23 protein-coding genes are annotated in these 21,554 nt (G+C 70.8%); 11 read left to right on the forward strand and 12 right to left on the reverse strand.

The window, feature by feature from the left end; translation table 11 throughout:
- Positions 1-203: 203 nt before the first annotated feature.
- Positions 204-992, reverse strand: a complete 789-nt coding sequence (gene arsH / locus AAHG09_RS09300) for an arsenical resistance protein ArsH (RefSeq protein ID WP_010682458.1) — start codon at positions 990-992, stop codon at positions 204-206.
- A gap of 50 nt (positions 993-1,042) precedes the next feature.
- On the opposite strand from arsH, the gene AAHG09_RS09305 reads away from it, so the two are divergent.
- The 9 genes from AAHG09_RS09305 (at position 1,043) to AAHG09_RS09345 (ending at position 9,892) form a co-directional block, all read left to right on the forward strand.
- Positions 1,043-1,402 (forward strand): ArsR/SmtB family transcription factor, encoded by a 360-nt coding sequence (locus tag AAHG09_RS09305; RefSeq protein WP_010682457.1) that lies wholly within the window; start codon positions 1,043-1,045, stop codon positions 1,400-1,402.
- Positions 1,395-1,922 (forward strand): arsenate reductase ArsC, encoded by a 528-nt coding sequence (locus AAHG09_RS09310; RefSeq protein WP_010682456.1) that lies wholly within the window; start codon positions 1,395-1,397, stop codon positions 1,920-1,922. The genes AAHG09_RS09305 and AAHG09_RS09310 overlap by 8 nt, the downstream gene beginning before the upstream one ends.
- Positions 1,922-2,347 carry an arsenate reductase (glutaredoxin) gene (gene arsC, locus AAHG09_RS09315; protein WP_010682455.1) on the forward strand — a complete coding sequence of 142 codons (426 nt, stop codon included), beginning with the start codon at positions 1,922-1,924 and terminating at the stop codon, positions 2,345-2,347. The genes AAHG09_RS09310 and arsC overlap by 1 nt, the downstream gene beginning before the upstream one ends.
- A gap of 9 nt (positions 2,348-2,356) precedes the next feature.
- Positions 2,357-3,424, forward strand: coding sequence for an ACR3 family arsenite efflux transporter (arsB, locus tag AAHG09_RS09320; protein ID WP_010682454.1), 1,068 nt, complete (start codon positions 2,357-2,359; stop codon positions 3,422-3,424).
- Positions 3,414-4,619 (forward strand): MFS transporter, encoded by a 1,206-nt coding sequence (locus AAHG09_RS09325; RefSeq protein ID WP_010682453.1) that lies wholly within the window; start codon positions 3,414-3,416, stop codon positions 4,617-4,619. Before arsB ends, AAHG09_RS09325 begins: the two co-directional genes overlap by 11 nt.
- 620 nt (positions 4,620-5,239) lie before the next feature.
- Positions 5,240-6,523 carry a type II restriction endonuclease gene (locus tag AAHG09_RS09330; RefSeq protein WP_127991787.1) on the forward strand — a complete coding sequence of 428 codons (1,284 nt, stop codon included), beginning with the start codon at positions 5,240-5,242 and terminating at the stop codon, positions 6,521-6,523.
- Positions 6,524-6,921: 398 nt separating this feature from the next.
- Positions 6,922-8,721, forward strand: coding sequence for a copper resistance system multicopper oxidase (locus tag AAHG09_RS09335; RefSeq protein WP_010682451.1), 1,800 nt, complete (start codon positions 6,922-6,924; stop codon positions 8,719-8,721).
- Positions 8,721-9,515: a copper resistance protein B gene (locus AAHG09_RS09340; protein ID WP_010682450.1), complete on the forward strand. Its 795-nt coding sequence runs from the start codon at positions 8,721-8,723 to the stop codon at positions 9,513-9,515. Before AAHG09_RS09335 ends, AAHG09_RS09340 begins: the two co-directional genes overlap by 1 nt.
- A 65-nt stretch (positions 9,516-9,580) precedes the next feature.
- Positions 9,581-9,892, forward strand: coding sequence for a hypothetical protein (locus AAHG09_RS09345; protein ID WP_127991786.1), 312 nt, complete (start codon positions 9,581-9,583; stop codon positions 9,890-9,892).
- An 88-nt stretch (positions 9,893-9,980) separates the two neighbouring features.
- Here the strand turns inward: AAHG09_RS09345 and AAHG09_RS09350 are convergent, their stop codons facing one another.
- The 11 genes from AAHG09_RS09350 to AAHG09_RS09400 all read right to left on the reverse strand — a co-directional run bounded on the left by AAHG09_RS09350 (position 9,981) and on the right by AAHG09_RS09400 (position 19,813).
- Positions 9,981-10,436 (reverse strand): MerR family DNA-binding transcriptional regulator, encoded by a 456-nt coding sequence (locus AAHG09_RS09350; protein ID WP_051072117.1) that lies wholly within the window; start codon positions 10,434-10,436, stop codon positions 9,981-9,983.
- Between the two features lie 314 nt (positions 10,437-10,750).
- The gene (locus tag AAHG09_RS09355) at positions 10,751-12,046 is read right to left on the reverse strand and encodes a hypothetical protein (protein ID WP_010682447.1); all 1,296 of its coding nucleotides are present in this window, start codon (positions 12,044-12,046) and stop codon (positions 10,751-10,753) included.
- Between the two features lie 66 nt (positions 12,047-12,112).
- Positions 12,113-12,985 carry a GNAT family N-acetyltransferase gene (locus tag AAHG09_RS09360; protein WP_342106769.1) on the reverse strand — a complete coding sequence of 291 codons (873 nt, stop codon included), beginning with the start codon at positions 12,983-12,985 and terminating at the stop codon, positions 12,113-12,115.
- Between the two features lie 40 nt (positions 12,986-13,025).
- Positions 13,026-13,745, reverse strand: coding sequence for a transglycosylase SLT domain-containing protein (locus AAHG09_RS09365; protein ID WP_010682445.1), 720 nt, complete (start codon positions 13,743-13,745; stop codon positions 13,026-13,028).
- Positions 13,745-14,455 carry a copper-binding protein gene (locus AAHG09_RS09370; RefSeq protein ID WP_010682444.1) on the reverse strand — a complete coding sequence of 237 codons (711 nt, stop codon included), beginning with the start codon at positions 14,453-14,455 and terminating at the stop codon, positions 13,745-13,747. The genes AAHG09_RS09365 and AAHG09_RS09370 overlap by 1 nt, the downstream gene beginning before the upstream one ends.
- Positions 14,456-14,531: 76 nt before the next feature.
- On the reverse strand, positions 14,532-14,822 hold the full coding sequence (locus tag AAHG09_RS09375) for a copper-binding protein (protein ID WP_010682443.1): 291 nt from the start codon (positions 14,820-14,822) through the stop codon (positions 14,532-14,534).
- Positions 14,823-14,989: 167 nt separating this feature from the next.
- Positions 14,990-16,408, reverse strand: a complete 1,419-nt coding sequence (locus tag AAHG09_RS09380) for a multicopper oxidase family protein (RefSeq protein ID WP_010682442.1) — start codon at positions 16,406-16,408, stop codon at positions 14,990-14,992.
- Positions 16,409-16,449: 41 nt separating this feature from the next.
- On the reverse strand, positions 16,450-17,982 hold the full coding sequence (locus AAHG09_RS09385; protein WP_010682441.1) for a TolC family protein: 1,533 nt from the start codon (positions 17,980-17,982) through the stop codon (positions 16,450-16,452).
- 47 nt (positions 17,983-18,029) lie between these two features.
- On the reverse strand, positions 18,030-18,326 hold the full coding sequence (locus tag AAHG09_RS09390; RefSeq protein WP_010682440.1) for a hypothetical protein: 297 nt from the start codon (positions 18,324-18,326) through the stop codon (positions 18,030-18,032).
- A 172-nt stretch (positions 18,327-18,498) separates the two neighbouring features.
- Positions 18,499-18,876, reverse strand: coding sequence for a hypothetical protein (locus AAHG09_RS09395; RefSeq protein WP_127991785.1), 378 nt, complete (start codon positions 18,874-18,876; stop codon positions 18,499-18,501).
- A gap of 274 nt (positions 18,877-19,150) precedes the next feature.
- Positions 19,151-19,813 (reverse strand): DUF2231 domain-containing protein, encoded by a 663-nt coding sequence (locus AAHG09_RS09400; RefSeq protein WP_010682438.1) that lies wholly within the window; start codon positions 19,811-19,813, stop codon positions 19,151-19,153.
- 383 nt (positions 19,814-20,196) lie between these two features.
- On the opposite strand from AAHG09_RS09400, the gene AAHG09_RS09405 reads away from it, so the two are divergent.
- Positions 20,197-20,865 carry a sigma-70 family RNA polymerase sigma factor gene (locus tag AAHG09_RS09405; protein WP_412760007.1) on the forward strand — a complete coding sequence of 223 codons (669 nt, stop codon included), beginning with the start codon at positions 20,197-20,199 and terminating at the stop codon, positions 20,863-20,865.
- On the forward strand, positions 20,862-21,512 hold the full coding sequence (locus tag AAHG09_RS09410) for an NrsF family protein (protein WP_010682436.1): 651 nt from the start codon (positions 20,862-20,864) through the stop codon (positions 21,510-21,512). Before AAHG09_RS09405 ends, AAHG09_RS09410 begins: the two co-directional genes overlap by 4 nt.
- Positions 21,513-21,554 lie beyond the last annotated feature (42 nt).

Here is a 21,554-nt window from a genome sequence, read left to right on the forward strand (position 1 = left end):
CCGGACAGTCGCCGTCATCCGGGCGAACATCGCTATCGCCGTAAACACGAAGGCGGTGCTCGCTGTGACCCGTTATGCTGGCCGACACCGGCCTCGCGGTCCTCGTAACCGCGGACGCCCCGCGCCTCCTGCGGATGGGTGCATGATGCAAGCTGAGAGGAAGGCTGCCATCCTCCTCCGCCACCGCCAGGGCGCCGCGGCGGTCACCCGTGAGGGAGACCGGGCCTCCTTCGGTCCGGATCATGCTCGCCACTCGCGAACCCGATGTCGGCCGCAACGGCTTTCAGCCGCTCAGGCTCCCGTTCCTTGCGCTCGGAGTAGCGGTCGACGAGGTAGTCGGCCCGCGCGCGGGTGAGCAGCGTGAACTTCATCAACTCCTCGCAAACGTCCACGATCCGGTCGTAGAGCGGCCCCGGCTTCATCCGGCCGTCGTCGTCGAACTCCTTGTAGGCCATCGGTACCGACGACTGGTTTGGGATGGTGATCATCCGCATCCAGCGCCCCAGCACCCTCAGGCTGTTGACCGCGTTGAAGCTCTGGGAGCCGCCAGAGACCTGCATCACGGCCAGGGTGCGGCCCTGGGTCGGGCGCACGCTTCCCTCGCTGAGGGGCAACCAGTCGACTTGGGCTTTCATCACGCCGGTCATGTTGCCGTGCCGCTCGGGGCTGACCCAGACCTGGCCCTCCGACCAGATCGAGAGGTTGCGCAGTTCCTGCACCTTCGGGTGGTCGGCAGTGGCGTCGTCGGGCAGCGGCAGCCCGGCCGCGTGGAAGATGCGCACCTCGCCGCGCATGGCCTCAAGCAGGCGCGCCGCCTCGTAGGCGAGAAAGCGGCTGAAGGAACGCTCCCGCAGCGAGCCATAGAGGATCAGGAAGCGGGGAGCGTGGGTGAGCGGCGCCGTCGCCGATACCCGCTCGGCGGTCGGCGCCTCAAAATGCGCCTCGCTCAGGTTCGGCAGGCCATCGGTGAAGGGCTGGATGGGCTTGTCCAAGGATCTGCATTCCTGTACGTTCAAATGGTAATTTGATAATTGTACCGACGATGGACGAGACGCAAGCCCTCGCAGCCTTCCTGGCCCTCGGGCAGGAACATCGCCTCCGCTTGGTGCGGGCGCTCGTGACCGCAGGCCCGGACGGCTTGGCCTCCGGCGTCCTGGCGGACGCGGTCGGCGTGTCGGCGGCCACCGTGTCCCATCACCTCAAGGAACTGAGCCACGCGGGGCTGGTCACCTCCCGCCGCGAGGGCCGCTCGATCATCTACAGCGCCGCCTACCCGGCACTGTCGGAGCTGGTCCAGTTCCTCATGCGCGACTGCTGCCAGGGCCATCCGGAAGTCTGTGCCCCGGCCGTGGCCGCGCTCGCCGCCTGCGACTGCACCACTGGAGACGCCGTCCATGCCTGAGCCCACGTACAACGTCCTGTTCCTCTGCACCGGCAACTCGGCCCGCTCGATCCTTGCCGAGGCGATGCTCAACAAGGATGGCGGCGGCCGCTTCCGGGCCTATTCCGCCGGCAGCCAGCCCAAGGGCGAGCCGCATCCGCTGGCGCTCCAGGTGCTGCGGGAGAGCGACTATCCGACCGAGGGCCTTCGCTCGAAGTCCTGGGACGAGTTCGCCGCCCCCGGCGCCCCGGTCCTCGATTTCGTCTTCACCGTCTGCGACAACGCCGCCGGCGAGGCTTGCCCCTACTGGCCGGGCCAGCCCGTGACCGCGCATTGCGGCATCGAGGACCCCGCCGTGGCGGAAGGCTCGGAGATGGAGCGCAAGCGCGCCTTCGTCACCGCGCAGCGATACCTCAGGAACCGGATCGCCGCCTTCGTCGCGCTGCCGCTCGGCAGCCTGGACCCGGTCGCCCTCTCGTCGAAGGTCCGCGAGATCGGCCAGCTCGCCGGCGCGACCTCGGCCCGCCCGGAGGTCGCGTGATGGACATCGTGATCTACCACAACCCGGATTGCGGCACGTCCCGCAACACGCTTGCGATGATCCGCAACGCCGGCATCGAGCCGCACGTGGTCGAGTACCTCAAGACCCCGCCGAACAGGACGCTCATCGGGCAGATGCTCGCACGCGCCGGCATCACGGTGCGGGACGCACTGCGCGAGAAGGGCACGCCCTTCGCCGAGCTCGGCCTCGGGGACCCTGCGCTCGCCGACGAGCAGCTTCTAGACGCCGTCGAGGCCCACCCGGTCCTGCTGAACCGGCCGCTCGTGGTCAGCCCGAAGGGGGTGCGCCTGTGCCGCCCGTCCGAGGCGGTGCTCGACCTGCTGCCGGAGCAACAGGGCGAGTTCGTGAAGGAGGACGGCGAGCGCGTGGTCGACGAGAGCGGCCGCCGCGTGGCAACCGCCTAAGGAATCCCGATGTCCCTGTTCGAACGCTACCTGACCCTCTGGGTCGCCCTCTGCATCGTGGCCGGCGTCGCGCTCGGCCACGTCATGCCGGGCTTCTTCCACGCCGTCGGCGCGGCCGAGGTCGCCAAGGTGAACCTGCCGATGGCGGTGCTGATCTGGCTCATGGTCATCCCCATGCTGCTGAAAATCGACTTCGCCTCGCTGCGCCACGTCGGCCGGCACTGGCGTGGCATCGGCGTGACGCTGTTCGTGAACTGGGCCGTGAAGCCGTTCTCGATGGCGGCGCTCGGCTGGCTGTTCATCGGCTACCTGTTCCGCCCGTACCTGCCCGCCGAGCAGATCGACAGCTACATCGCCGGCCTGATCATCCTCGCCGCCGCCCCTTGCACCGCGATGGTGTTCGTATGGTCGAACCTAACCCGGGGCGAGCCGCACTTCACCCTGAGCCAGGTGGCGCTCAACGACACCATCATGGTGGTGGCCTTCGCGCCCATCGTCGGTCTGCTGCTCGGCCTATCGGCGATCACGGTGCCCTGGGGCACGCTGGTGCTGTCGGTGGTGCTCTACATCGTCATCCCGGTCATCGTCGCGCAGGTGGTTCGGCGGAGCCTGCTTGCGTCTGGTGGCCAGCCCGCCCACGACCGGCTTGTCGCCAGGCTCGGGCCGGTGTCGCTGGTGGCGTTGCTGGCGACACTGGTGCTGCTGTTCGGCTTCCAGGGTGAGCAGATCCTGGCCCAGCCGGCGGTCATCGGCCTGCTGGCCGTACCCATCCTCATCCAGGTCTACCTGAACTCGGGGCTCGCCTATCTCATGAACCGCGCCGCGGGCGAGCAGCATTGCGTGGCCGGCCCCTCGGCGCTGATCGGCGCCTCGAACTTCTTCGAGCTCGCGGTGGCGGCCGCCATCAGCCTGTTCGGGTTCAACTCGGGCGCGGCGCTCGCTACCGTGGTCGGCGTGCTGATCGAAGTGCCTGTGATGCTCTCGGTCGTGTGGATCGTAAACCGCACCCAGGGTTGGTACGAGCGCGGGGCCGCCGGCAAGGGAGCGGCGCTGAAGCCTACCCCCCGTGAGGTCTGAGGGCCACAGCCGCCTCTTCGTCATCTCCGCCCTGGGCGTGGTCGAGATCCTCGCCTGGGGCTCCTCCTTCTACCTGCCGGCGGTGCTCGCCGCTCCCATCGCGAACGACACCGCCTGGCCGCTCCCCTGGGTGGTCGGCGGCCTGTCCATCGGCCTGCTGGTCGCCGCCTTCGCCTCGCCCCCTGTCGGCCTTACCATCCACCGCCATGGCGGTCGCCCCGTCCTGGCGCTGGCCGCGCTGCTGCTGGCGGCGGGTCTCGTCGTGATCGGCCTGGCCCCGAGCCTTCCGGTCCTCGCGGGGTGGGTCTTCATCGGGCTCGGCATGGGCTGCGGCCTGTACGATCCTGCCTTCGCCACCCTCGGCCGGCTCTACGGCGCTGAGGCCCGTCCCGCCATCACCACGCTGACGCTGTGGGGCGGGTTCGCCAGCACCGTCTGCTGGCCGCTGTCCGCCTTCCTCGTCGAGCAGGCCGGCTGGCGTGGGGCCTGCCTTGCCTATGCCGGGCTGCACGTCCTCGTCACCCTGCCGCTCGTGCTCGGCACGATCCCGAAGCCGCCGATATTGGCCGGTGGCCGGGACGGCGGGCGGCGAGAGGACGGGCCGCTCACCGCCCGCGAGCGCCGGGCCTTCCTGCTGATGGCAGGCGTCCTGATGCTGGGAGGCACAGTGATGACGCTGGTCTCCGTGCACCTGATCACGCTGCTGCAGGCACGCGGCGTGGCGCTGGCCGCGGCGGTGTCCTACGGCGCGCTGATCGGGCCGGCACAGGTCGGTGCGCGCGTCCTGGAGATGGCCAACAAGGGGCGGCAGCACCCGCTCTGGACCCTTACCGTGGCCATAGCCCTGGTGGTGTCCGCGCTCGCCGTCCTAGCATTGGGGATACCGGCGGTGGGTGTCGCGCTGGTCCTCTACGGCGCCGGCAACGGGATCTACTCGATTGCCCGGGGTACGGTACCGCTCGCGCTGTTCGGCCCGGCGCGGTACCCGGTCCTGGTGGGCCGCCTGGCGCGGCCGGGCCTGATCGCACAGGCGATCGCCCCCTCGCTCGGGGCCGTTGCGTTCGCCTACGGCGGCGCGGACGCGGCCTACGGTCTGCTGGTCGTGCTTGCGCTGGTCAACGTCGGCCTGGCGTGCGCCTTGTGGGCCGCACGGCCGGAAGCGGGCGACGCCCACGCTGGCCCGAGGATCGGGTGAGGCGCGTCGGCGGCGAAGTCGCAGGGCCGTCGTTTCGGAACCGCCGGCGCGGTGATGGCCCGTCCGCATCGGGCCATTAGGATACCGGGCCGATTACCGGTCAGCTCCCAGGACGGTGCGCTCACAGGCGGGTGCTTGCCGAAAGTCTTTCCTGTCCTCGAACATGTCGGTCGATTCGGGTTTGACGTCCTGACCGCGCCTGTTCCCCCCGGATGCAAACATGCCTGCGGACCTCCCGTTCGAAGCCGCCTGCCAGATATCCGCCAACGGGAGCCGAAAGTGGCGAACGTGCCGTGACCGGCGCCGGGCTGCTCGCGGTTCACCACGGGGACCGCCTTCCGATGCCATCCCGGCTCGGAACACCCGGTTGAGCCCGTCTAAAAGATGCTCGACATAACTACCCGTGAACGGGGTAGGTGTTTGAAATGGACGCGTTTGCTCCGCTCCGACGCAGGCGGCCTTGCCAGGCCTGATATTCAGGAGCCCGCCTCCCGCGTTGCCGGGCGGCGACGGGGTGGCACAATCCCCGCGGAACCCCCCTGGGGTACCGTTGGCGCAATGGCGGCACCGACGAGCGTCCGTGATAATCCGCCCTTCCAACAAATGGACGGACCAGACGCGTGAACCAAGCCACGGTCGCCAATCTCATCCGGCACTGGCGGGAGGACCCAGGGGCCTCCTACCGGACATGGTTCCTCTGGGAGGAGCGCATCAAGAACTTCCGTTCGATCCGGCGCGGCCTGCAAGCCGTTGTCGACGAGATCAGGGCCGACACGTTCGGTAATGCCTACCGAGGCTCTTCCCTTGAGACCGTCGTCCATTCGGTCGCGGAGCAGAGGCAGGTGTTCAAGGGGGCCGACCATGCCTTCCTCTGGAAACCCAAGCTTCGCATCCCCGACATCTACGAGGACCGGGCGAACCAGGTCGTGTTCGGGCGCTTCCTCGATGCCTGCCTGTGCTGCAACGCCGAGGCGCAGGTGCTCGCCGCCGTCCACGCGCTCGACCAGGCGCGGATCAAGGGCCTGGGACCGGCCGCGGCGAACCTCCTCTACTTCCTGCACCCGACCTGGGTGCCGCCGTTCAACACCGCCATCGTCAAGGGGTACAACGCGCTCACGGGCGCGAAGGTGAAGCTCGGGCGCTGGGACGAGTACCTGGCGATGCGGCGCGGCATCGTGGAGCTCAACGAGACCCATCGGGCGCTGCTGTCCAATGATTTCGGAGCCGTCGCGGGATTCCTGTTCGACGTCGGATCGGGTCGCTATCCGTTGCCGGACCGGGATGAGGACGGAGCCTTGGCGCGCTGGCGGGAGGACCTCGACCGCGTCCGCGCGGAAGCGGCGGAGACGGCGTCGCGGTCGGTCCAGGCGGGGCGCGACGCCGATCACACGCACACCGAGGTCCAGGGCTGGCTGCGCGACCTCGGGCTCGCCCTGGGCTACGACGTCTGGATCGCCTCGAACGACGGCAACCGGGCCTACGCGTCAGGGCGGTTGTCCGACGGCTGCCTGGACCGCCTGCCGGCGAGCCTCGCCGCGAAGGGGTCGACGGAGACGGTGCGCCTGATCGACGTGCTCTGGATCGGCAAGGGGACCGCGGACGTGGCGGCCGCGTTCGAGGTGGAGCACACGACCAGCATCTACTCGGGCATCGTGCGCATGCTCGACCTCGCGCTCGGCGTCGAGGGCGCCACGGCCCGCAACTTCTTCCTGGTCGCACCGGACGACCGGGAGGGCGACGTCCGCGCCCAGTTCGCGCGGCCGGCGTTCTCCCGCGTCGCGGAGCTGGACCTGCGCTATCTTCCCTACAGCGAACTCCGCGGCCATCGCGAGGCCATCGCCCGCTTCGGCAGCGGCCTGAAGGGCGTCCTTGCCATCGCCAAGCCGATCTCGCGGGCGACGTGAGGGATCGAGACCGGCCGGCGGCACACGTGCCATCGGTCGATGCCGGCGACGTCGCCGGCATCGGTCGCGGCGTAGGGCGGATCCTCCCAAGCGCAGATGCCGGCTCGACGCAAGTCACGGCACCGTCACGTCCGTCCACCCGCGACACGAAGGAAGGGATGCGGCGGGCGCAGATGGAGCCAACCTCGGAACGCAACAGGTCGGGCGGGGATAAACCACGTCGCGCCGACGCGGCGCTCCACGCGCCCGAAGGCGGTGTTGCCCCGCGATCACATCGAGCACGGAACGCGCCGGCGGCGCGACTGCCGGCTTGATCCTCCCACGTGGGAAGGCGGCAGCCTCACGGCAACCTGACATGTCGCCCGGCTCCGCGCCGTGGCCCATCTGAGAGGCCGCAGGTGGCGTCGATTCCGAAGAACAATCCCTCTCCGACCCGTCGAAGGTTCGTCTCCGGCCTCGGCGCCTGCGCCGCCGTGGGCCTCGCGGCGCACGACCGTTCCGCCTTCGCCCTGGCGAGCCCGGGCGAGCCCACGGTGCCGCGGGCGGCCACGTACGACCTCACCCTGGCCCGCGGCACGGTCGACAAGACCGGCACGCCGACCTGGGCCAACACCATCAACGGCGGCGTTCCCGGGCCGGTGCTGCGCTGGCGCGAAGGCGACGTCGTCACCATCAACGTCCGCAACGAACTGCCCGAGATGACGGGCATGCACTGGCACGGCATCATCCTGCCCAACGACATGGACGGCGTGCCGGGCCTGGAATTCCCGGGCATCCAGCCGGGCGAGACCTTCACCTACCGCTTCCCGGTGCTGCAGAGCGGCACCTACTGGTACCACAGCCACATGGGCTACCAGGAGCAGAAGGGGGTCTACGGTGCGCTGATCATCGAGCCGCGCGGCCGTGACCTGGTCCAGGCGGACCGAGATTACGTCGTGCTCCTCAGCGACTGGACAGACGAGGATCCCGAGCGCATCCAGAACAAGCTCAAGTACCAGGCCGACTACTACAACTTCGGCAAGCGCACGGTGCGGACGTTCTTCGCCGACTCCGAGCGCAGCGGGCTCGCCGACACGGTCAAGGAGCGCTGGCATGAGTCCGAGTCGCGCATGGACCCTTCCGGCCTGGAGGCGCCGTCCGGCGAGACCTACACCTACCTGATGAACGGGCAGCCGCCCGGGGCCAACTGGACGGCGCTGTTCCGGCCCGGAGAGCGGGTCCGGCTGCGCATCATCAACGCCTCCGCGGCGACCTACTACGACGTGCGCATCCCCGGGCTGACCATGAGCGTGGTCAACGTCCACGGCAACGACGTCGTCCCGGTGCAGGTCGACCAATTCCGCATCGGCGTGGCCGAGACCTACGACGTGATCGTGCGCCCGCGCGAGGCACGGGCTTACACGATCTTCGCGCAGGACCTCGGCCGCTCGGGATACGCCCGCGGCACGCTCGCGCCCCGGTCGGGAATGGAGGCGGAAATCCCGCCCTTCGACCCGCGGCCGCTGCGGACCATGACCGACATGGGCATGCAGGGCATGATGGGCCGCGACCAGATCGGCGCGTCCTACCCCGACGGCTCGCGCATCGGCGGCATACTCGGCGAGCACGCCCGCGAGATCGTCCCAGACGAGCGTCGCCTCGCGGGCCACCAACCCATGGCGAAGCTGCCGCCTGGCGTCGAACTCGACGAGACTGGCGTCGAGGTCCAGATGAAGCCGAAGATGCTTTCCGACCGCACCCGCATCCCGGGCGACGGCCTGAACCAGCTGAACCGCCGCGTCCTGACCTACGCCGACCTGCGCTCGATCAACCCCGCCGTCGACGACCGCCCACCGACGCGCGAGATCGTGCTCCGGCTCAGCGGAAACATGCAGCGGATGATCTGGGGATTCGACGGCAAGAAGTTCACCGAGGTCGGCCCCATCGACGTGACCGTCGGCGAGAGGTTCCGGCTCGTGATGGTCAACGAGACGATGATGAGCCACCCGATCCACCTGCACGGCATGTGGATGGAGCTGGAGAACGGTCACGGCCGGCACCGACCCTACCTCCATACCGTCAGCGTCGCCCCTGCCGAGAAGCTGTCGATGCTGGTCACGCCGGTTGCGACCGGGCAATGGCCGCTGCACTGCCACATCCTGTACCATTTCGAGGCCGGCATGTTCCGCACCCTCCGCGTCCTGCCGAGGGGGGCCTGATGCGCGCGCCGGCAACCCTCGTCCTCGCCCTGTCACTCCTCGCCCTCGCGCCCTCGGCCGCGCTCGCCCAGAGTGTCACGGGCCTTCTCAACGGCGGCACCCGCCTCGGATCCGACACGCTCCAGGGGGCGGCGCCCTACGGCAACCCGATTCTCGACGACCGGGTCTACGCCCACGCCTTCCTCGACCAGTTCGAGGGCCGCCTCGGAAGCGAGAGCTACTTCCGCTACGACGGTCAGGCCTGGATCGGCGACGACTACAACAAGCTGTGGCTGAAGTCGGAAGGTCGCTACAACGCCGACAACCGCGGCCGCTTCTCCGACGGCGATCATGAGGCCCTCTACGCCCGGCCGATCTCGACCTACTTCGACATGCAGGTGGGCGTGCGCTCGGACATCGACAGCCTGCGCAACCGCACCTGGGCCGCCTTCGGCATCCAGGGGCTGGCCATCGGTTTCTGGAACCTCGAACTCACGGGCTATGCCAGCGACAACGGGCGCTTCGCCTTCCGGGGCAACGCCTCGTACGACCTCTACCTGACGCAGCGCCTGATCCTGCAGCCGCAGATCGAGATGAACGCCTACTCGAAGGCCGACCGCGGTCGCGAACTCGGTTCCGGCGTGTCGGACATCGATATGGGGCTGCGCCTGCGCTACGAATTCACCCGCGAAATCGCGCCGTACGTGGGCCTCTCCTACCAGCAGTTCCTGGGCGGTACGGCGGACTACCGACGCCGGTCCGGCGAGGGCAGCGGGGACCTGCGGGCGCTGGCTGGACTGCGCCTCTGGTACTGAACCGCATCCCGACGCACCGTACGCCGTCGCGATGCGGTGTCGCCGGGTGGCCGTCCGAGGCCGCGATGCCTTCCCTCGCCGAACCGTGGAAATCGACCGTGCCGCACGCCTCCCGCCCGATCCTTGCCGCGCTGTCGCTCGTGGCCGGCCTTTGTTCCGCACAAGCGCAGGCCGTCACGGAGCCGGGGATGAAGGGCTTCGGGATCAGGGCCGTGGAAGGGAGGACGCTTCCCGAGATGCTCGGCCGCTGTGCCGACGCCGACAGAGGCGAGGCCTCCCTCGCGCCGGGCGAGACCCCGGCCTTGCTGGCCGCGCGATGCGATCAACTCCGGCGTTCGCTTCACACCCAGCCGGGTAACACGGCGCAGGGGCGCTGACCCGCGGTCTTCCGACACGGTCGCACGCTAGGTAGGTGAGGCCGGCGTGCCGCGGTCCCGGATCGACAAATCGCCCGGACCGAGCCCGTCATTTCGTCTGGCGGGCCCCGATGCGCGTCGACGGGGCTGGAGCAGACCCGCTGCCCGGCCGCCCGGGCTCGCGGGCGAGGGCGTCGATCAGCGGGCACTCCGGCCCGTCGTCGCCGGGGCAGGTCCCTGCGAGATCCCGCAACGAGGCCGCGGCGTCCGCGAGCGCGGCGGCGCGTCGTTCCATGTCGGTCGCGCGCCGGATGGCCAGGTCCTTCACCCCGGCGCTGGCACGCGCCTCGTCGTGCCACAGGCGCAGCAGCATGGCGGTGTCGGCGACCGAGAAGCCGAGGAGGCGGGCCCGGTGCACGAACCGCAGCGTGCGCACCTCGTCCTCGGTGTAGACCCGATGGCCGGAGATCGACCGCGTCGGCGCCGGGATCAGGCCGGCGCGCTCGTAGTAGCGGATCATCTTGGGCGAGATCCCGCAGGCGCGTGCCGCCTCCCCGATCCTCATCGCCCGGCCGCCCGTTCCGTCGAGGCGCCCAGGCGCGCCCGGACGAGCCCGGACGCCGCGACCGACCGGGCCCCGCGAACGCCCCGCTCCGGCGAACGCCGGGAAAAGCCGTGGCGCGGTCGCATCGCGGGCGGCCGCAGGTCCCGTGGCGTCGCCGGGGCCGGAAGAGCCGATGGTGGATTCCCGAGCGTCACGCGCCCGTCCGTCATCGCGCGCGGAGGCGGCCGCACCGGAACCTCGTCCGGCGCGCGGCCCGGGGAGATGGAACGGGCGTGTCCGCGATGGGGGAAACGCATAGCGTGAGCGCGCATCGGCTAGGCCGCCTCCCGCGTCGACACCGACCTCGCGATGCCCGTCCGAACGCTGGCCGGAAGCTCGACGGCGCGCGTGACCTCGGCGAAGCGCGCCGCGGCGTCCGACCAATCCTGGGCGAAATCGAACAGCTCCCGGAGGGCGGGCGCGATCTCCTTGTAGGCCGCGAGCGCCGCCACGAGGGCGCCGAGGGAGAGGCCGCCTTGCACGACGAGATATCCGCCGATCAGGAAGAAGAAGAACGGCGTGAGGTTGGACGTGTAGTTGTACAGGCTCTTGATGCCGCCCTTCATGTCGTTGATGGCGATCCGGATCCGCTCAAGCTCCTCGACATGGGCCATCCGCCGCCGCAGCGACGAGGCTGGCGCATCGCGCCCCGCCACGGACGGGGCGAGGCCCGGCGGCTCGGCGGCCTCGGGCGTGGTGACGAAGGCGCCGAGCGCGCGCGTGGCGAGGACCCGTTGCCGCACCTTCGCGTTCAGGCGCCCCTGGAGGCGCGGCAGGACCGTGAGTTGCACCGGCAGCATGATCAGCGCGGCGAAGCCCAGGGCTACGTCCTGCAGCAGGAGGAAGGCGACGCTCGTGACCAGCACACCCCCCTGCACGATGGGGACCGCGACGAGGCTGCCGCCGAAGTAGCCGATGGGCTCGACCTCCTGGACGGCCACGGCGGCGAGCGTCGTGCGGCGGTCGGCCGAGCGCTCCGTGCGCACGCGCCGCAGGACGGCCAGGCGCAGGCGGCGCACGACGCGCTCGTTGACGCGTCCGCGAACCCGGTTCGCCGCGTACTTCAGGAGCCCGTTCCCGGTGAGGACGGCGAGGTAGCCGGCGCACAGGGCGAACAGGAGTTCCGTGCGGCCGAGCGGGAGGCCCAGGAGCGTCATTCCTGGATGCCCGTCGCCCCGCGCGTCGGCGAGGGCATGGTTGACGATGTGCTTGGGTATCTCAAGGGTCAGCCAGGCCGCGGGCAGCGTCGCGAGAGACAGGAAGACCAGGCGGACCTGGATGCCGAGGGTGGCACCCAGAACGTACGCCTCCAGGCGCCGGCCCAAACGGAGCCCGAAGCCGCGACGCCGGCGGCCGCGGGACGGGCCGGCCCGCAGGGCATCGGCGGGTCCGGAGGCAACCGCCGACCGCCGATGACGGCGCAGCATGGCGCGGCCGACGAGCCACGCGGTCCAAGCCGGCGCAATGACGAAGACGAGCAAGGCATCGGCGACGATCCACCAGTGGCCGTGCGGGTAGTCGAGGCCGGTGAGCCTGTGGGCGAGGTTGTGCAGGGCTTCGATTGCCGTCACGGGGCAGCTCGTTCCGTATTTCCGGTAAGAGAGGGCGCGCGTCGTGGGCCTCCGCTAGCGATGGTCTCAGCCGTCATCCGGCGACCCCGCCTTTCGTGCGCCCCCGTTCGAGGGAATGCCGTCCCCGGCGCCGGCGCCATCGTCCCTCGGCGTGGTGCCCCCTCCGCGACGCACGGGCCCCGCGTTCGGATCGAATCGGACTGTGCGGAAGGTGCCGAAGGCGAACTGGCGTCTGGTCCGGATCGAACAGGGTGTGAAGCCCGCCCGTCGAACCGCCTTGAGGGAGGCCGCGTTGTCGGCGTCGACGAAGGCCACCAAGCGTCGCTTGCCCAAAGCCCGGGCGCGTTCGGCGATCAGGTACACGGCGGCCGCCATGACGCCCAGGCCGCGGAATGATGCCGGCGTGAAGGCGTTCTCCAGCATGGCCTCCTCGGCCGACAGAACCGGCAGGGCGCCGGTCCGCCGGATCGCGTCGCCGTAACCCGGGCCAGTGAGCCACTGGATGTGGCAGGGTCGGCCGGACACCTCATCGACGAGCACGAAGCAGCGGCTCGGCAGCACCCCGTGCGCGGCGGCGCGCAATCGCCACCTGACGTCGTCGCGTTCGCGCTCGGCCGCCTTGTCGCCACCGACGGGAAAGAGGACCGGCAGGTCGTCCGGCCGGAAATCGCGCAGCCGGACCGGGATTTTGGCGGCCGGTGGTTCGACGGCGACCGATAGGTCGCGCGTCAGGCCTATCGAGACCCGCTCGGAGAAAAGACCCAGGGCCATGCGCCGGGCCACCCTGGCGCGCAGCATCGCCCATCCTTCGCCGAGGGAGCCGTCGCCGCGCGCGTGCGGGTAGGGCTTGAACGTCATGCCAGGCCCGCCGCGCCTCGCCGAAGGCGCGCCCGGGCAACCGTGGATCGACACGCACGCGTCGCCGGCGACCTCCGGCACACCTGGGTCGATGGCGCGAGCGCCGCCCTTGCCGACCGCATCAGCCGCCCCCCATGATCCGCGCGGTCCGGATCTCGACGGCCCGGACGCGCGCGACGTGGGCGGCCCAGAACCGGTTCGCGAGGAGCGTGACGGCCGTCGGCGCCGCGCGGGGTTTCGATGTGGATGTCCGCGGGATGCCACGGCCGGCCGACGCCGCGACCGCCGCAAGCGGCGAACCCGTGGCGGCCAGCCGGTCGCGGGCGCGCCGGCAATAGTCGACGGAACGCGGCGTCATACGCTCCTCGCCGTGGCCGGCGCGATATTTGGCGAGGGTGCGGCACACGTCGCCGCCTGCGAGGCGCCACGCCCGTGCGAGGTAGGCGACGCCGAAGCGGACGTTCGTGGCCGGGTCGAGGAGTTCCGCGGCCGGCCCGCGATGGCCGAGCATCGTGGCGGTGGCCGGGCGGACCTGCATCAGCCCGAGTTCGCCGACCGTTCCGACGGCCCCGGCGTCGTAGCCGCTCTCGACGAACGCGACCGCCTCGGCGAGCGCGGGCGGGACCCCGCGTGCCGAAGCCTCCCGCTCCAGGAGTTCGCCATAGGCGGCTCGACCGCCGGCCATGACGTTCCCGACGTCGACGGCCGTGGCGGCTGCTCCCGCGGTGCCCCCCGGCCCCTCCGCCGCCGTCGCCGCGCCGGCGGCCGCGGCGAGGCCGAGGAGAACGCCGAGGGCGCGAGGCGCCGCGGCCGGGATCGGGCGCCGTCGGCCGGTCCCCATCACTTGGCCTTCTGGATGCGCGTGACGGCGATGGACCCGTTCACCCGGTCGGCCGAGAACCGCACCCGCTCGCCGGGCTTCAGGCCCTTGAGCATGGCCGGGTCCTGGACCTTGTAGGCCATGGTCATCGCGTCCATCCCGATGTTCGGGATGGTCTCGTGGTCGAGGGTCACCTTGCCCGCGGCGTCGTCGACCTTCTTCACGGTCCCGGCGACGAGGGGAGCGTTGGACGGCGACGCCGGCGCGGCCGGCTGCGAGGCCGCCTTCTCCGCGGGAGGCGGTTCGGGCCGGGCCTGGGCCGGGGCCCCCTTCGCCTGGCGGTCAAGCGGTCCTTCGCCCGACGGCGTCTGGTTCGGCTGCGGCCGGTACCCGGCCTCGCGGCTGCGGACCAGCCACTGCTTCAGGGCGTCGATCCTCGCCTGCTGCTCGTCCTGGATCTTCTGGGCGGTCTCCCGCAGCTGCCGGTCCCCGCCATAGTCGAGCTGCGTCTTGGCCAGGAACAGCGTCTCCTCGTAACTGGCGATGAGCAGCTCGGCGAAATCCCGGTCCGGGTCGCCGGTCAGCTTCGTGTCCCGGAAACGGTTCGCCATCGTCTCGCGCGCCCGTTCCAGGGCGGCCGGCGCGCCCTTCGCGGGCTGGGCGCCGGCGGGTTCCGGGACCGGGCCGACGAGGGCCGCGGCGAGCGCGGCGGACAGGATCAGGCGTCGCATGGTCGCTCCATCTCAAGGTGTCGGCGCCCCCGCGCGGGACCGGGCGGAAGCCGCGCGAGGGCTCGCCTCAGGGGCGCTACTTCGCCTTCTGGATCTTCGTGACGGTGTAGGCCCCGCCCGTCTCGGCGACGTCGAAGTCGACCTTGTCGCCGGCCTTGAGATCCTTGAGCATCGCGGGATCCTTGACCGCGTAGGCCATCGTCATCGCGTCCATGTCGAGCTTCGGGATCGCGGCGTGGTCTAGCGTCACCTTGCCGGCGGCCGGGTCGACCTTCGTCACCGTCCCCTTCACGGACTGCGCCCACGCCGGCGCCGCGACCGCCAGGAAGGCCGCGGAAAGAACGGCGAGCGTGATCTTGCGTCTCATGGCTTCTCTACTCCTTCGGTCCATCGAACCGCCGCACCGGCGCCGTTGAGGGGAATCGGCGACCGGCGCGGCGGACTTCGGACGGGATCGCTCCCGTTCCGAACGGGTTCGCCTGCCGCGCGAAAGGCGCTCCCCGGCAGGCCATCGGGCGGCCCGTGGCCGTCCCGTCAGTGCTCGTGGCCGCCCGAATTCGACGCCGTCCGGCGCGTTCGCGGATCGACGGCCCGCAGGTCGGTCTGGCGCGCGCGCCGGCCCTTGGGCGTGTCCGGGGCGCGGGCCGGCTCGGGCATCGGCTCGCCGGTCCACTCGTAGGCGAGGGTGCCTTCCGGGTGCCGGTACCAGCCGGGGTCGCGGTAATCGCCGGCCGCCAGCCCTGGGCGGACCTTCAGGACGGTGAACATCCCGCCCATCTCGACGGACCCGAACGGGCCCGCACCGGTCATCATCGGCAGCGTGTTGTCCGGCAGCGGCATCTCCATCTCGGACATCATGCCGCCGCCCGTCGAGCCCATCGGCATGTAGCCCGGCGCGATCCTCTGGATCTGCTTGGCCGTGCTCTTCATGTTCACGCCGATGTAGGTCCGGACCGAGTGGCCCATGGCGTTCATGGTGTGGTGCGACTTGTGGCAGTGGATCGCCCAGTCGCCCGGGTTGTCGGCGTTGAACTCGATGGCCCGCATCTGCCCGACCGCGACGTCGGTCGAGACTTCCGACCACTGCCGGTTCTCGTCGATCCAGCCGCCGTCGGTGCCGGTGACCTTGAAGTCGACGCCGTGGACGTGGATGGGGTGGTTGGTCATGGTCAGGTTGCCGAAGCGCATCCGCACCTTGTCGCCCTGGCGCGCGACCATGGGGTCGATGCCCGGCCACACGCGGCTGTTGAAGCACCACATGTTCATGTCGAGCATCGTGTTGACCTTGGGCACGTACGACCCGGCCTCGATGTCGTAGGCGTTCAGGAGCCACACGAAGTCGCGGTCGACCCGCCGCTCGGCCGGGTCGCGCGGATGGACGACGAAGAAGCCCATCATGCCCATCGCCATCTGGACCATCTCGTCCGAGTGCGGGTGGTACATGAAGGTGCCGGAGCGCCTCAGGATGAACTCGTAGACGAAGGTCTTTCCCGGCGGGATGCCGGGCTGGGTCAGCCCGGCGACCCCGTCCATGCCGTTGGGCAGCGTCTGCCCGTGCCAGTGCACGGCGGTCGCCTCCGGGAGGCGGTTGGTGACGAAGATCCGGACCTTGTCGCCCTCGACCGCCTCGATGGTCGGTCCCGGCGACTGCCCGTTGTAGCCCCAGAGCCGCGCGTTCATGCCGGGCGACATCTCCCGCACGACCGGCTCGGCGATCAGGTGGAACTCCTTCCAGTCGCCGCGCATGCGCCAGGGCAGCGTCCACCCGTTGAGCGTCACCACCGGCTGGTAGTCGGGCCCGCTGCTTGGGTAGAGCGGGGGCTGCATGGTCGCCTTGTCCATGATCGGGGCCTCCGGCAGGCCCGCGGCCTGGACCCGCCCGCTGATCATCGACGTGCCGGCGAGCACGAGGCCCCCGGCCCCGAGGATGCCCCTGCGCGAGATGTCGGTCATGATCTCCCTCCGAATGTCATGGGCGGATCGGGCTCCTTGGCTCAGCCGCCGGGCGTCGCGACGGCGAGGCTCGTGCCCGGGCTGCCTCCCGCGGGCTCCCCGCCGAAATTGTCTGCCGAGAAGCCGCCGCCGACTGTCGCCGCCTTGAGGTCGGTCGCCGCGATCCAGAAGTCGCGCTGCGCCTCGATCGCCTGGATGTTGCTCAGGATCCTGGCGCGGGCGTCGACGATCAGCGTCGTGACGTCCAGCAGCATGCCGCTGTACTGGAGCAGGGCCTGGTCCTGGATCGTCCTGCGCAGCGGCAGGACGCTGGTCTGGTAATGCCGCGTGATGTCGTACTGGCCGCGATAGCGCTGGAACGCCTCGCGCACCTCGGAGCGGGCGTTGACCGCGCGCTCCGCCAGGCGGTTGGCGCTGGCGAGGTAGCTTTCCTGCGCGCCCCGCACGGCGGTGGCCCCGAAGTCGTAGATCGGGACGACGAGATCCGCCGAGAACCCGTTCAGGCTGGCCTTGTCGACCTTCGGGGCACCGCCCTCGCCCCCCGCGGCCCTCGACCGCGAGAACCGGTTCGCGAAGCCCGCATCGAAGACGCTGACGAAGCCGCTGGCCTGGTTCAGCCCGAACTGCCCCACAAGCGATTGCAGCTCGAAGCGGGCGGCCTGCACGTCGGCCCGCTTGCTCATCGCCTCGGCCTCGATGGCGCGCCCGTCGACGAGCCTCCCGGGCAGGGCCGGCAGGCCGTTGGGCAACCGGAACTCGATCTCCCGCCCCCAGAGCCCGAGCAGGCGGGTCAGGCGCTCCCGCTCCGCCCGCTGCTGCACCCGCGCCTTGGCGAGCTGCGCGCCGAGCTCGCTGTAGAAAGCATGCTCGCGCGCCTGCTCCAGCTTGTTCAGCGCGCCCGTCTCGCCCAGCTGCGTGGCGAGCGTCGACGCGGATCCGGCGCCGGCCAGGGCCTGTTCGAGGAAAGCCGTCGCCTGGTTGGCCGCCACGGTGCGGTAGTATTGGCGCCGCGCCTCGCCCCCGAGCCGCAGGACCTGCTCCGCCGCGTTGTACTGATCGGCCGTGAACCGCTGCCGCGCGATCTCGGCACGCACCGGGAGCGTCGCCAACTCCAGCACGCTGGCGGCGACGGAGCGCTCGATCTCCGTGTTGAAACCCAATCCCCATTGCGTGATCGAGAGGCGCGGCGAGGGCGGCAGCGTGGCCTGCACGTACTGCGCCTCGGAGACGCCGAGGTCGTTGAAGGCGGCCTGCAGGCCCCTGTTCCTGAGCAGCGCGACCTGCACGGCGCCGTCCGCCGTCAGGGGACGCCGCAGCAGCGCGTCGACCCGGGCGTCCGCGGTCGGCGCGATGCCCTGGTCGTCCGCCTTCACGATGTCCTTCCGCAGGTCGAGCGCCGCGTAGCCGCCGGCGACGGAGAGGCCTGCGTCCGGCGAGAAGCTCGCGCAGCCCCCCAGGAGGAGGGCCGGGATGGCCAGGCTCGCGGCCAAGCGCCCGGGACGCGTCCGGGCGATGTCGCCTGGCGCGCGCGTGGTCGGACCGGTGCGTCCCGGCGCGGTCGACAGGCATCCCATGCCAGGTAGTCCGAGGCGTGCGCCCGTTCGGTTACAGGGACGGACCATCACCGGCCTCCGGAATCGCGCTTGCCGCCCATGCCGGGCATCCCGTCCATGCCCGGCATGCCTTCCATCCCGCCGGAACCGGACCTCGGCGCGACCTGCCGGTTGAGCTCCCGCCAGTCCTTCGGCTCGACGACGCGGAAATCCTTCACGCCCCCGGTCACCTTCGCGTATCGGGGCGGCGGGACCGGCACGCCGGGTTCGGAGGGCAGGACGAGGCCGACGGGCACGGCTGCGGGCATGCAGCCGGCGAGCGGCAGGACCGCCGCGAGCGCGGCCGGTCTCGGCAACTTGAACATCTTGGTTTTCCCGAACTGAGGCGGACGGCCGAGAGCAGGGCCCGGCGCGGCGCCGGCCGCGCGGCTGGAGCCGGCGACAGGGTCGCGCCCGACCGAGCCGTCGGGTCATGGAACGGAATGGGTGGCCGTCGTGTCGGAGCGGCCGGGGGCAGTCGCTAGCGGCCCCCGCGCGTCAGGCGCCAAGCCTCGGCGGACGCTCGATCCGGAGCGGATGCGCGTCGACGGTCCCGTCCTCCTGGGCGATCAGGACGCGGTCGGAGACGGTGTGGACCAGGGGCGTGACCATCCAGGTCGCCGCCGGCAGCGCCGCCTGGCAGCCCAGCGTGCAACAGGGCGACGGGCAGGCCGTTCGCTTCGAGCGGTGCCGATGGCCCGGGCAGCCGTCGTCGCCGGCGGTCGCGGCCGGCAGGTCCTGGGCCCCCTCTAGAAGCGCGGTCCGCCCGTGCCCTTCCGGATCGCCGCCGTCCTGGCGCGCACGCGCATGATGGTCATGGGGTACCGCCGCGGAAGCGCCGGCGATGTGGTCGAGCATCGAGGCACGGTGGCCCATCGTGCACGGCGCCGCAGGCGCGATGGCCAAGGCCAACGCGAGCACGGAAAGCATCACTGCGCGCACAAAGATCAATGATCAGGACCTCCGCCCAATCTTGCCGAAGCATTGCACGACCCGGCGACACCGGCAATCCACCGGGACAGGCGGACGTCTTGGAGAAACATCCTGTTGGATTTGCGCCACAAGCCGCTTCCGGAGGTTCGTCGCCGCGCGCCCGTTGGCAGGACCCCTTCCGGTGGAGTGCGAACGGGGCAGGCGGCGACGAACCCGGTCAGTGGACGTGGCCGTGCGGAGCGGCGGCCTCCGGAGCCGTCACCGCATCGCCGCCTCCCGCCGCGGCATCCGGCGCGGCCCGATTGTCCCCCGGCGCGTGACCGTCCGCACTGCCGTGTCCCTGGCTATGGTCATGGCCGTGGTCGTGGGCATGTTCGTCGGCATGCTCGTGGGGGAGGCCGCCGTTTCCGGGGTGGACGTGGTCGCCCGACTTCGGGAGCGCCATGACGCCCAGGCCGTAGCGGTAGACGTTCTCGCCGCCGAGCCACCCCGTCACCGCCAGCGCGCCGGAACCTCCGGCGAGAAGCGCCAGCAGCGCGAGGCCCGCACCGGCGCCCCGCCGGCGCTCCAACCAGGCCAAGCCGCCGGCGGCTAGGAAGACCAGCGCGGTGGCGACGGCCCAGCGGAGGTGGATCGTCATGTTCTCGTGCGAGGCCGCGTCGTGCGCCACCGTGTTGTAGGCGTACCATCCGGTGGCGAGGGTCGCGGCCGTGACCGCGATGCCGACCGCGAGGTTCCAACGCGCAGCCGCGGTGAGGGCGATCCCCGACGGCGACGTCCGGAGAAGGGTCCCGGCGACGAAGAGGGCGCTTGCCGTGATGAGCAGGGCGACCGTGAAATGGACCGCGACCGGATGCCAGTTCGGGATCACCTCGATCATGACCGTACTCCCAGGAAGGTGTCGCTGGCGGGATGGGTCGGCTTCGCGCCGGACCCCTTGGAATTGCCGGGCGCGAAGGACGGCGCGCCGCACCGGGACGGGCCGCCGTCGTCCCGTCCCGGTTCGCCCCTTCGGAGCGCCATTGCCGGGCGGCGTGCCCTCGAAGGTCCGGAAGTTGCCCGCCCGACCCGTCCTGTCGTGCCCGGCGGCGGTTTAGGATCGAGGCACAGACTTGGCAATAAAACGCGGCACATGCCTGCCGGCGGGGGCATGCCGCAGACGCTGTAACCTTTCCGGGCTCGATTGCGGAAAGATCTTGGTGCGGCGGGGCGGTCCCCGTTGCCTTGGGACGACCGATCACCTGAAATGGGTGGCCGGATGGAATGCTCGCCCGCAACCCCATGGTGCGGGAAGGTCGGGGGCGCTGCGGTGTGGCGAATGATGCGACGTACTTTGAGCTTCATGGCGCACGCTGCGAACCCGCACGCCTAGCCCCGGTGCCCCGGACGGAGGAGGAATTGCGTGGGTTGCTCGTCGCGAGTCTCGAAGGAAGTGCCGCCGACTACCGGCTCTTCCTCTCGCGTCTCGGGTCGCATTTGCGCGCGTACTACAAGGGCAAGCTGATCCGTTCCGGACGCGGCGACACCGAGGCGGAGGATCTGGTCCAGGAAACCCTTCTGGTGATCCATGCGCGCCGGCATACCTATGACGTCACGCAGCCGGTCACGCCTTGGATCCACGCCATCGCCCGTTACAAGCTCATCGACCACCTCCGCCGGACGCGTTCGGCGACGGCCGAGGTTCCCGTCGAGGATGCGGGCGTGCTGGTGGCCCACGACGACCATGTTGCCGCGGAGAGTTCGCTCGACGTCGAGCGGCTTCTCGCGCACCTGCCGGCGAAGATGAGGAACGCGATCCGGTCGACGAAGGTGGAGGGCCTGAGCACCGCCGAGGCGGCCCAGCGCTCCGGCATGACCGAGACCGCGGTCAAGGTGAGCGTCCACCGCGGCCTGAAGGCCCTGGCGAATTTGGTGGGAGGCAAGGCGCGATGAAGACCGACGAACTCATCGGCCTGCTGGGCAGCAGCTTCGAGAATGAGCCGGCGCGCACCCCATGGATGACCCGGCGGCTCGGGTTGGCGGTCGCCGTCGGCGCCGGCGCTGCGCTCTGCCTCGCGCTCGCGGTCCTGGGCGTACGCCCCGGCCTGACGGAGACCCGCCCGCTCGTGTTCCTCGCCTTCAAGTTCGTGTTCGCGGCCGCGGTCGGGGGGCTCGCGCTTCGATACCTCGCCCGGGCCGCGAGGCCCGGAGGCGAGAGCCGCGTCCATCTCGGGGTCGCCGCCTTGCCGTTCGTCGCGGTCGCGGCGCTGGCGGGGGCGAGCCTGGCGATGACCCCGCGCGAGCACTGGCACGGCCTGATCTCCGGCCACACCTGGCTCGAATGCCTCGTCTCGATCCCCCTGATCGCCGTCGTGCCGTTCGCCGTCGTCACCTGGGCGGTCCGGCGGTTCGGCGCGCCGACGGACCTGGTGCGGGCGGGGGCCCTGGTCGGCCTCGCCTCGGGCGCCGTCAGCGCGCTCGGCTACTCGCTGCATTGCATGGACGACACCGTCCCGTTTGTGGCCGTCTGGTACGGAGGCACCATCGCGCTGTGCACGTTGGCGGGGGCGCTTCTGGGTCCGCGCCTGCTTCGATGGTAGCGAACCGGCTCGGCGCGTCCTCCGCCCCCACGCCGGTCGGCG

The organism is Methylobacterium guangdongense, assembly GCF_038442355.1.
Classification (GTDB): domain Bacteria; phylum Pseudomonadota; class Alphaproteobacteria; order Rhizobiales; family Beijerinckiaceae; genus Methylobacterium; species Methylobacterium guangdongense.

Bases quoted from the DNA above. Each gene is read 5' to 3' on its own strand.
- AAHG09_RS09305 (WP_010682457.1), top strand. From the start codon at position 1,043: ATGGACGAGACGCAAGCCCTCGCAGCCTTCCTGGCCCTCGGGCAGGAA.
- AAHG09_RS09310 (WP_010682456.1), top strand. From the start codon at position 1,395: ATGCCTGAGCCCACGTACAACGTCCTGTTCCTCTGCACCGGCAACTCG.
- arsC (WP_010682455.1), top strand. From the start codon at position 1,922: ATGGACATCGTGATCTACCACAACCCGGATTGCGGCACGTCCCGCAAC.
- arsB (WP_010682454.1), top strand. From the start codon at position 2,357: ATGTCCCTGTTCGAACGCTACCTGACCCTCTGGGTCGCCCTCTGCATC.
- AAHG09_RS09340 (WP_010682450.1), top strand. From the start codon at position 8,721: ATGCGCGCGCCGGCAACCCTCGTCCTCGCCCTGTCACTCCTCGCCCTC.
- AAHG09_RS09345 (WP_127991786.1), top strand. From the start codon at position 9,581: ATGCCTTCCCTCGCCGAACCGTGGAAATCGACCGTGCCGCACGCCTCC.
- AAHG09_RS09350 (WP_051072117.1), bottom strand. From the start codon at position 10,436: ATGAGGATCGGGGAGGCGGCACGCGCCTGCGGGATCTCGCCCAAGATG.
- AAHG09_RS09365 (WP_010682445.1), bottom strand. From the start codon at position 13,745: ATGGGGACCGGCCGACGGCGCCCGATCCCGGCCGCGGCGCCTCGCGCC.
- AAHG09_RS09370 (WP_010682444.1), bottom strand. From the start codon at position 14,455: ATGCGACGCCTGATCCTGTCCGCCGCGCTCGCCGCGGCCCTCGTCGGC.
- AAHG09_RS09375 (WP_010682443.1), bottom strand. From the start codon at position 14,822: ATGAGACGCAAGATCACGCTCGCCGTTCTTTCCGCGGCCTTCCTGGCG.
- AAHG09_RS09380 (WP_010682442.1), bottom strand. From the start codon at position 16,408: ATGACCGACATCTCGCGCAGGGGCATCCTCGGGGCCGGGGGCCTCGTG.
- AAHG09_RS09385 (WP_010682441.1), bottom strand. From the start codon at position 17,982: ATGGGATGCCTGTCGACCGCGCCGGGACGCACCGGTCCGACCACGCGC.
- AAHG09_RS09390 (WP_010682440.1), bottom strand. From the start codon at position 18,326: ATGTTCAAGTTGCCGAGACCGGCCGCGCTCGCGGCGGTCCTGCCGCTC.
- AAHG09_RS09395 (WP_127991785.1), bottom strand. From the start codon at position 18,876: ATGGGCCACCGTGCCTCGATGCTCGACCACATCGCCGGCGCTTCCGCG.
- AAHG09_RS09400 (WP_010682438.1), bottom strand. From the start codon at position 19,813: ATGATCGAGGTGATCCCGAACTGGCATCCGGTCGCGGTCCATTTCACG.
- AAHG09_RS09405 (WP_412760007.1), top strand. From the start codon at position 20,197: ATGCTCGCCCGCAACCCCATGGTGCGGGAAGGTCGGGGGCGCTGCGGT.
- AAHG09_RS09410 (WP_010682436.1), top strand. From the start codon at position 20,862: ATGAAGACCGACGAACTCATCGGCCTGCTGGGCAGCAGCTTCGAGAAT.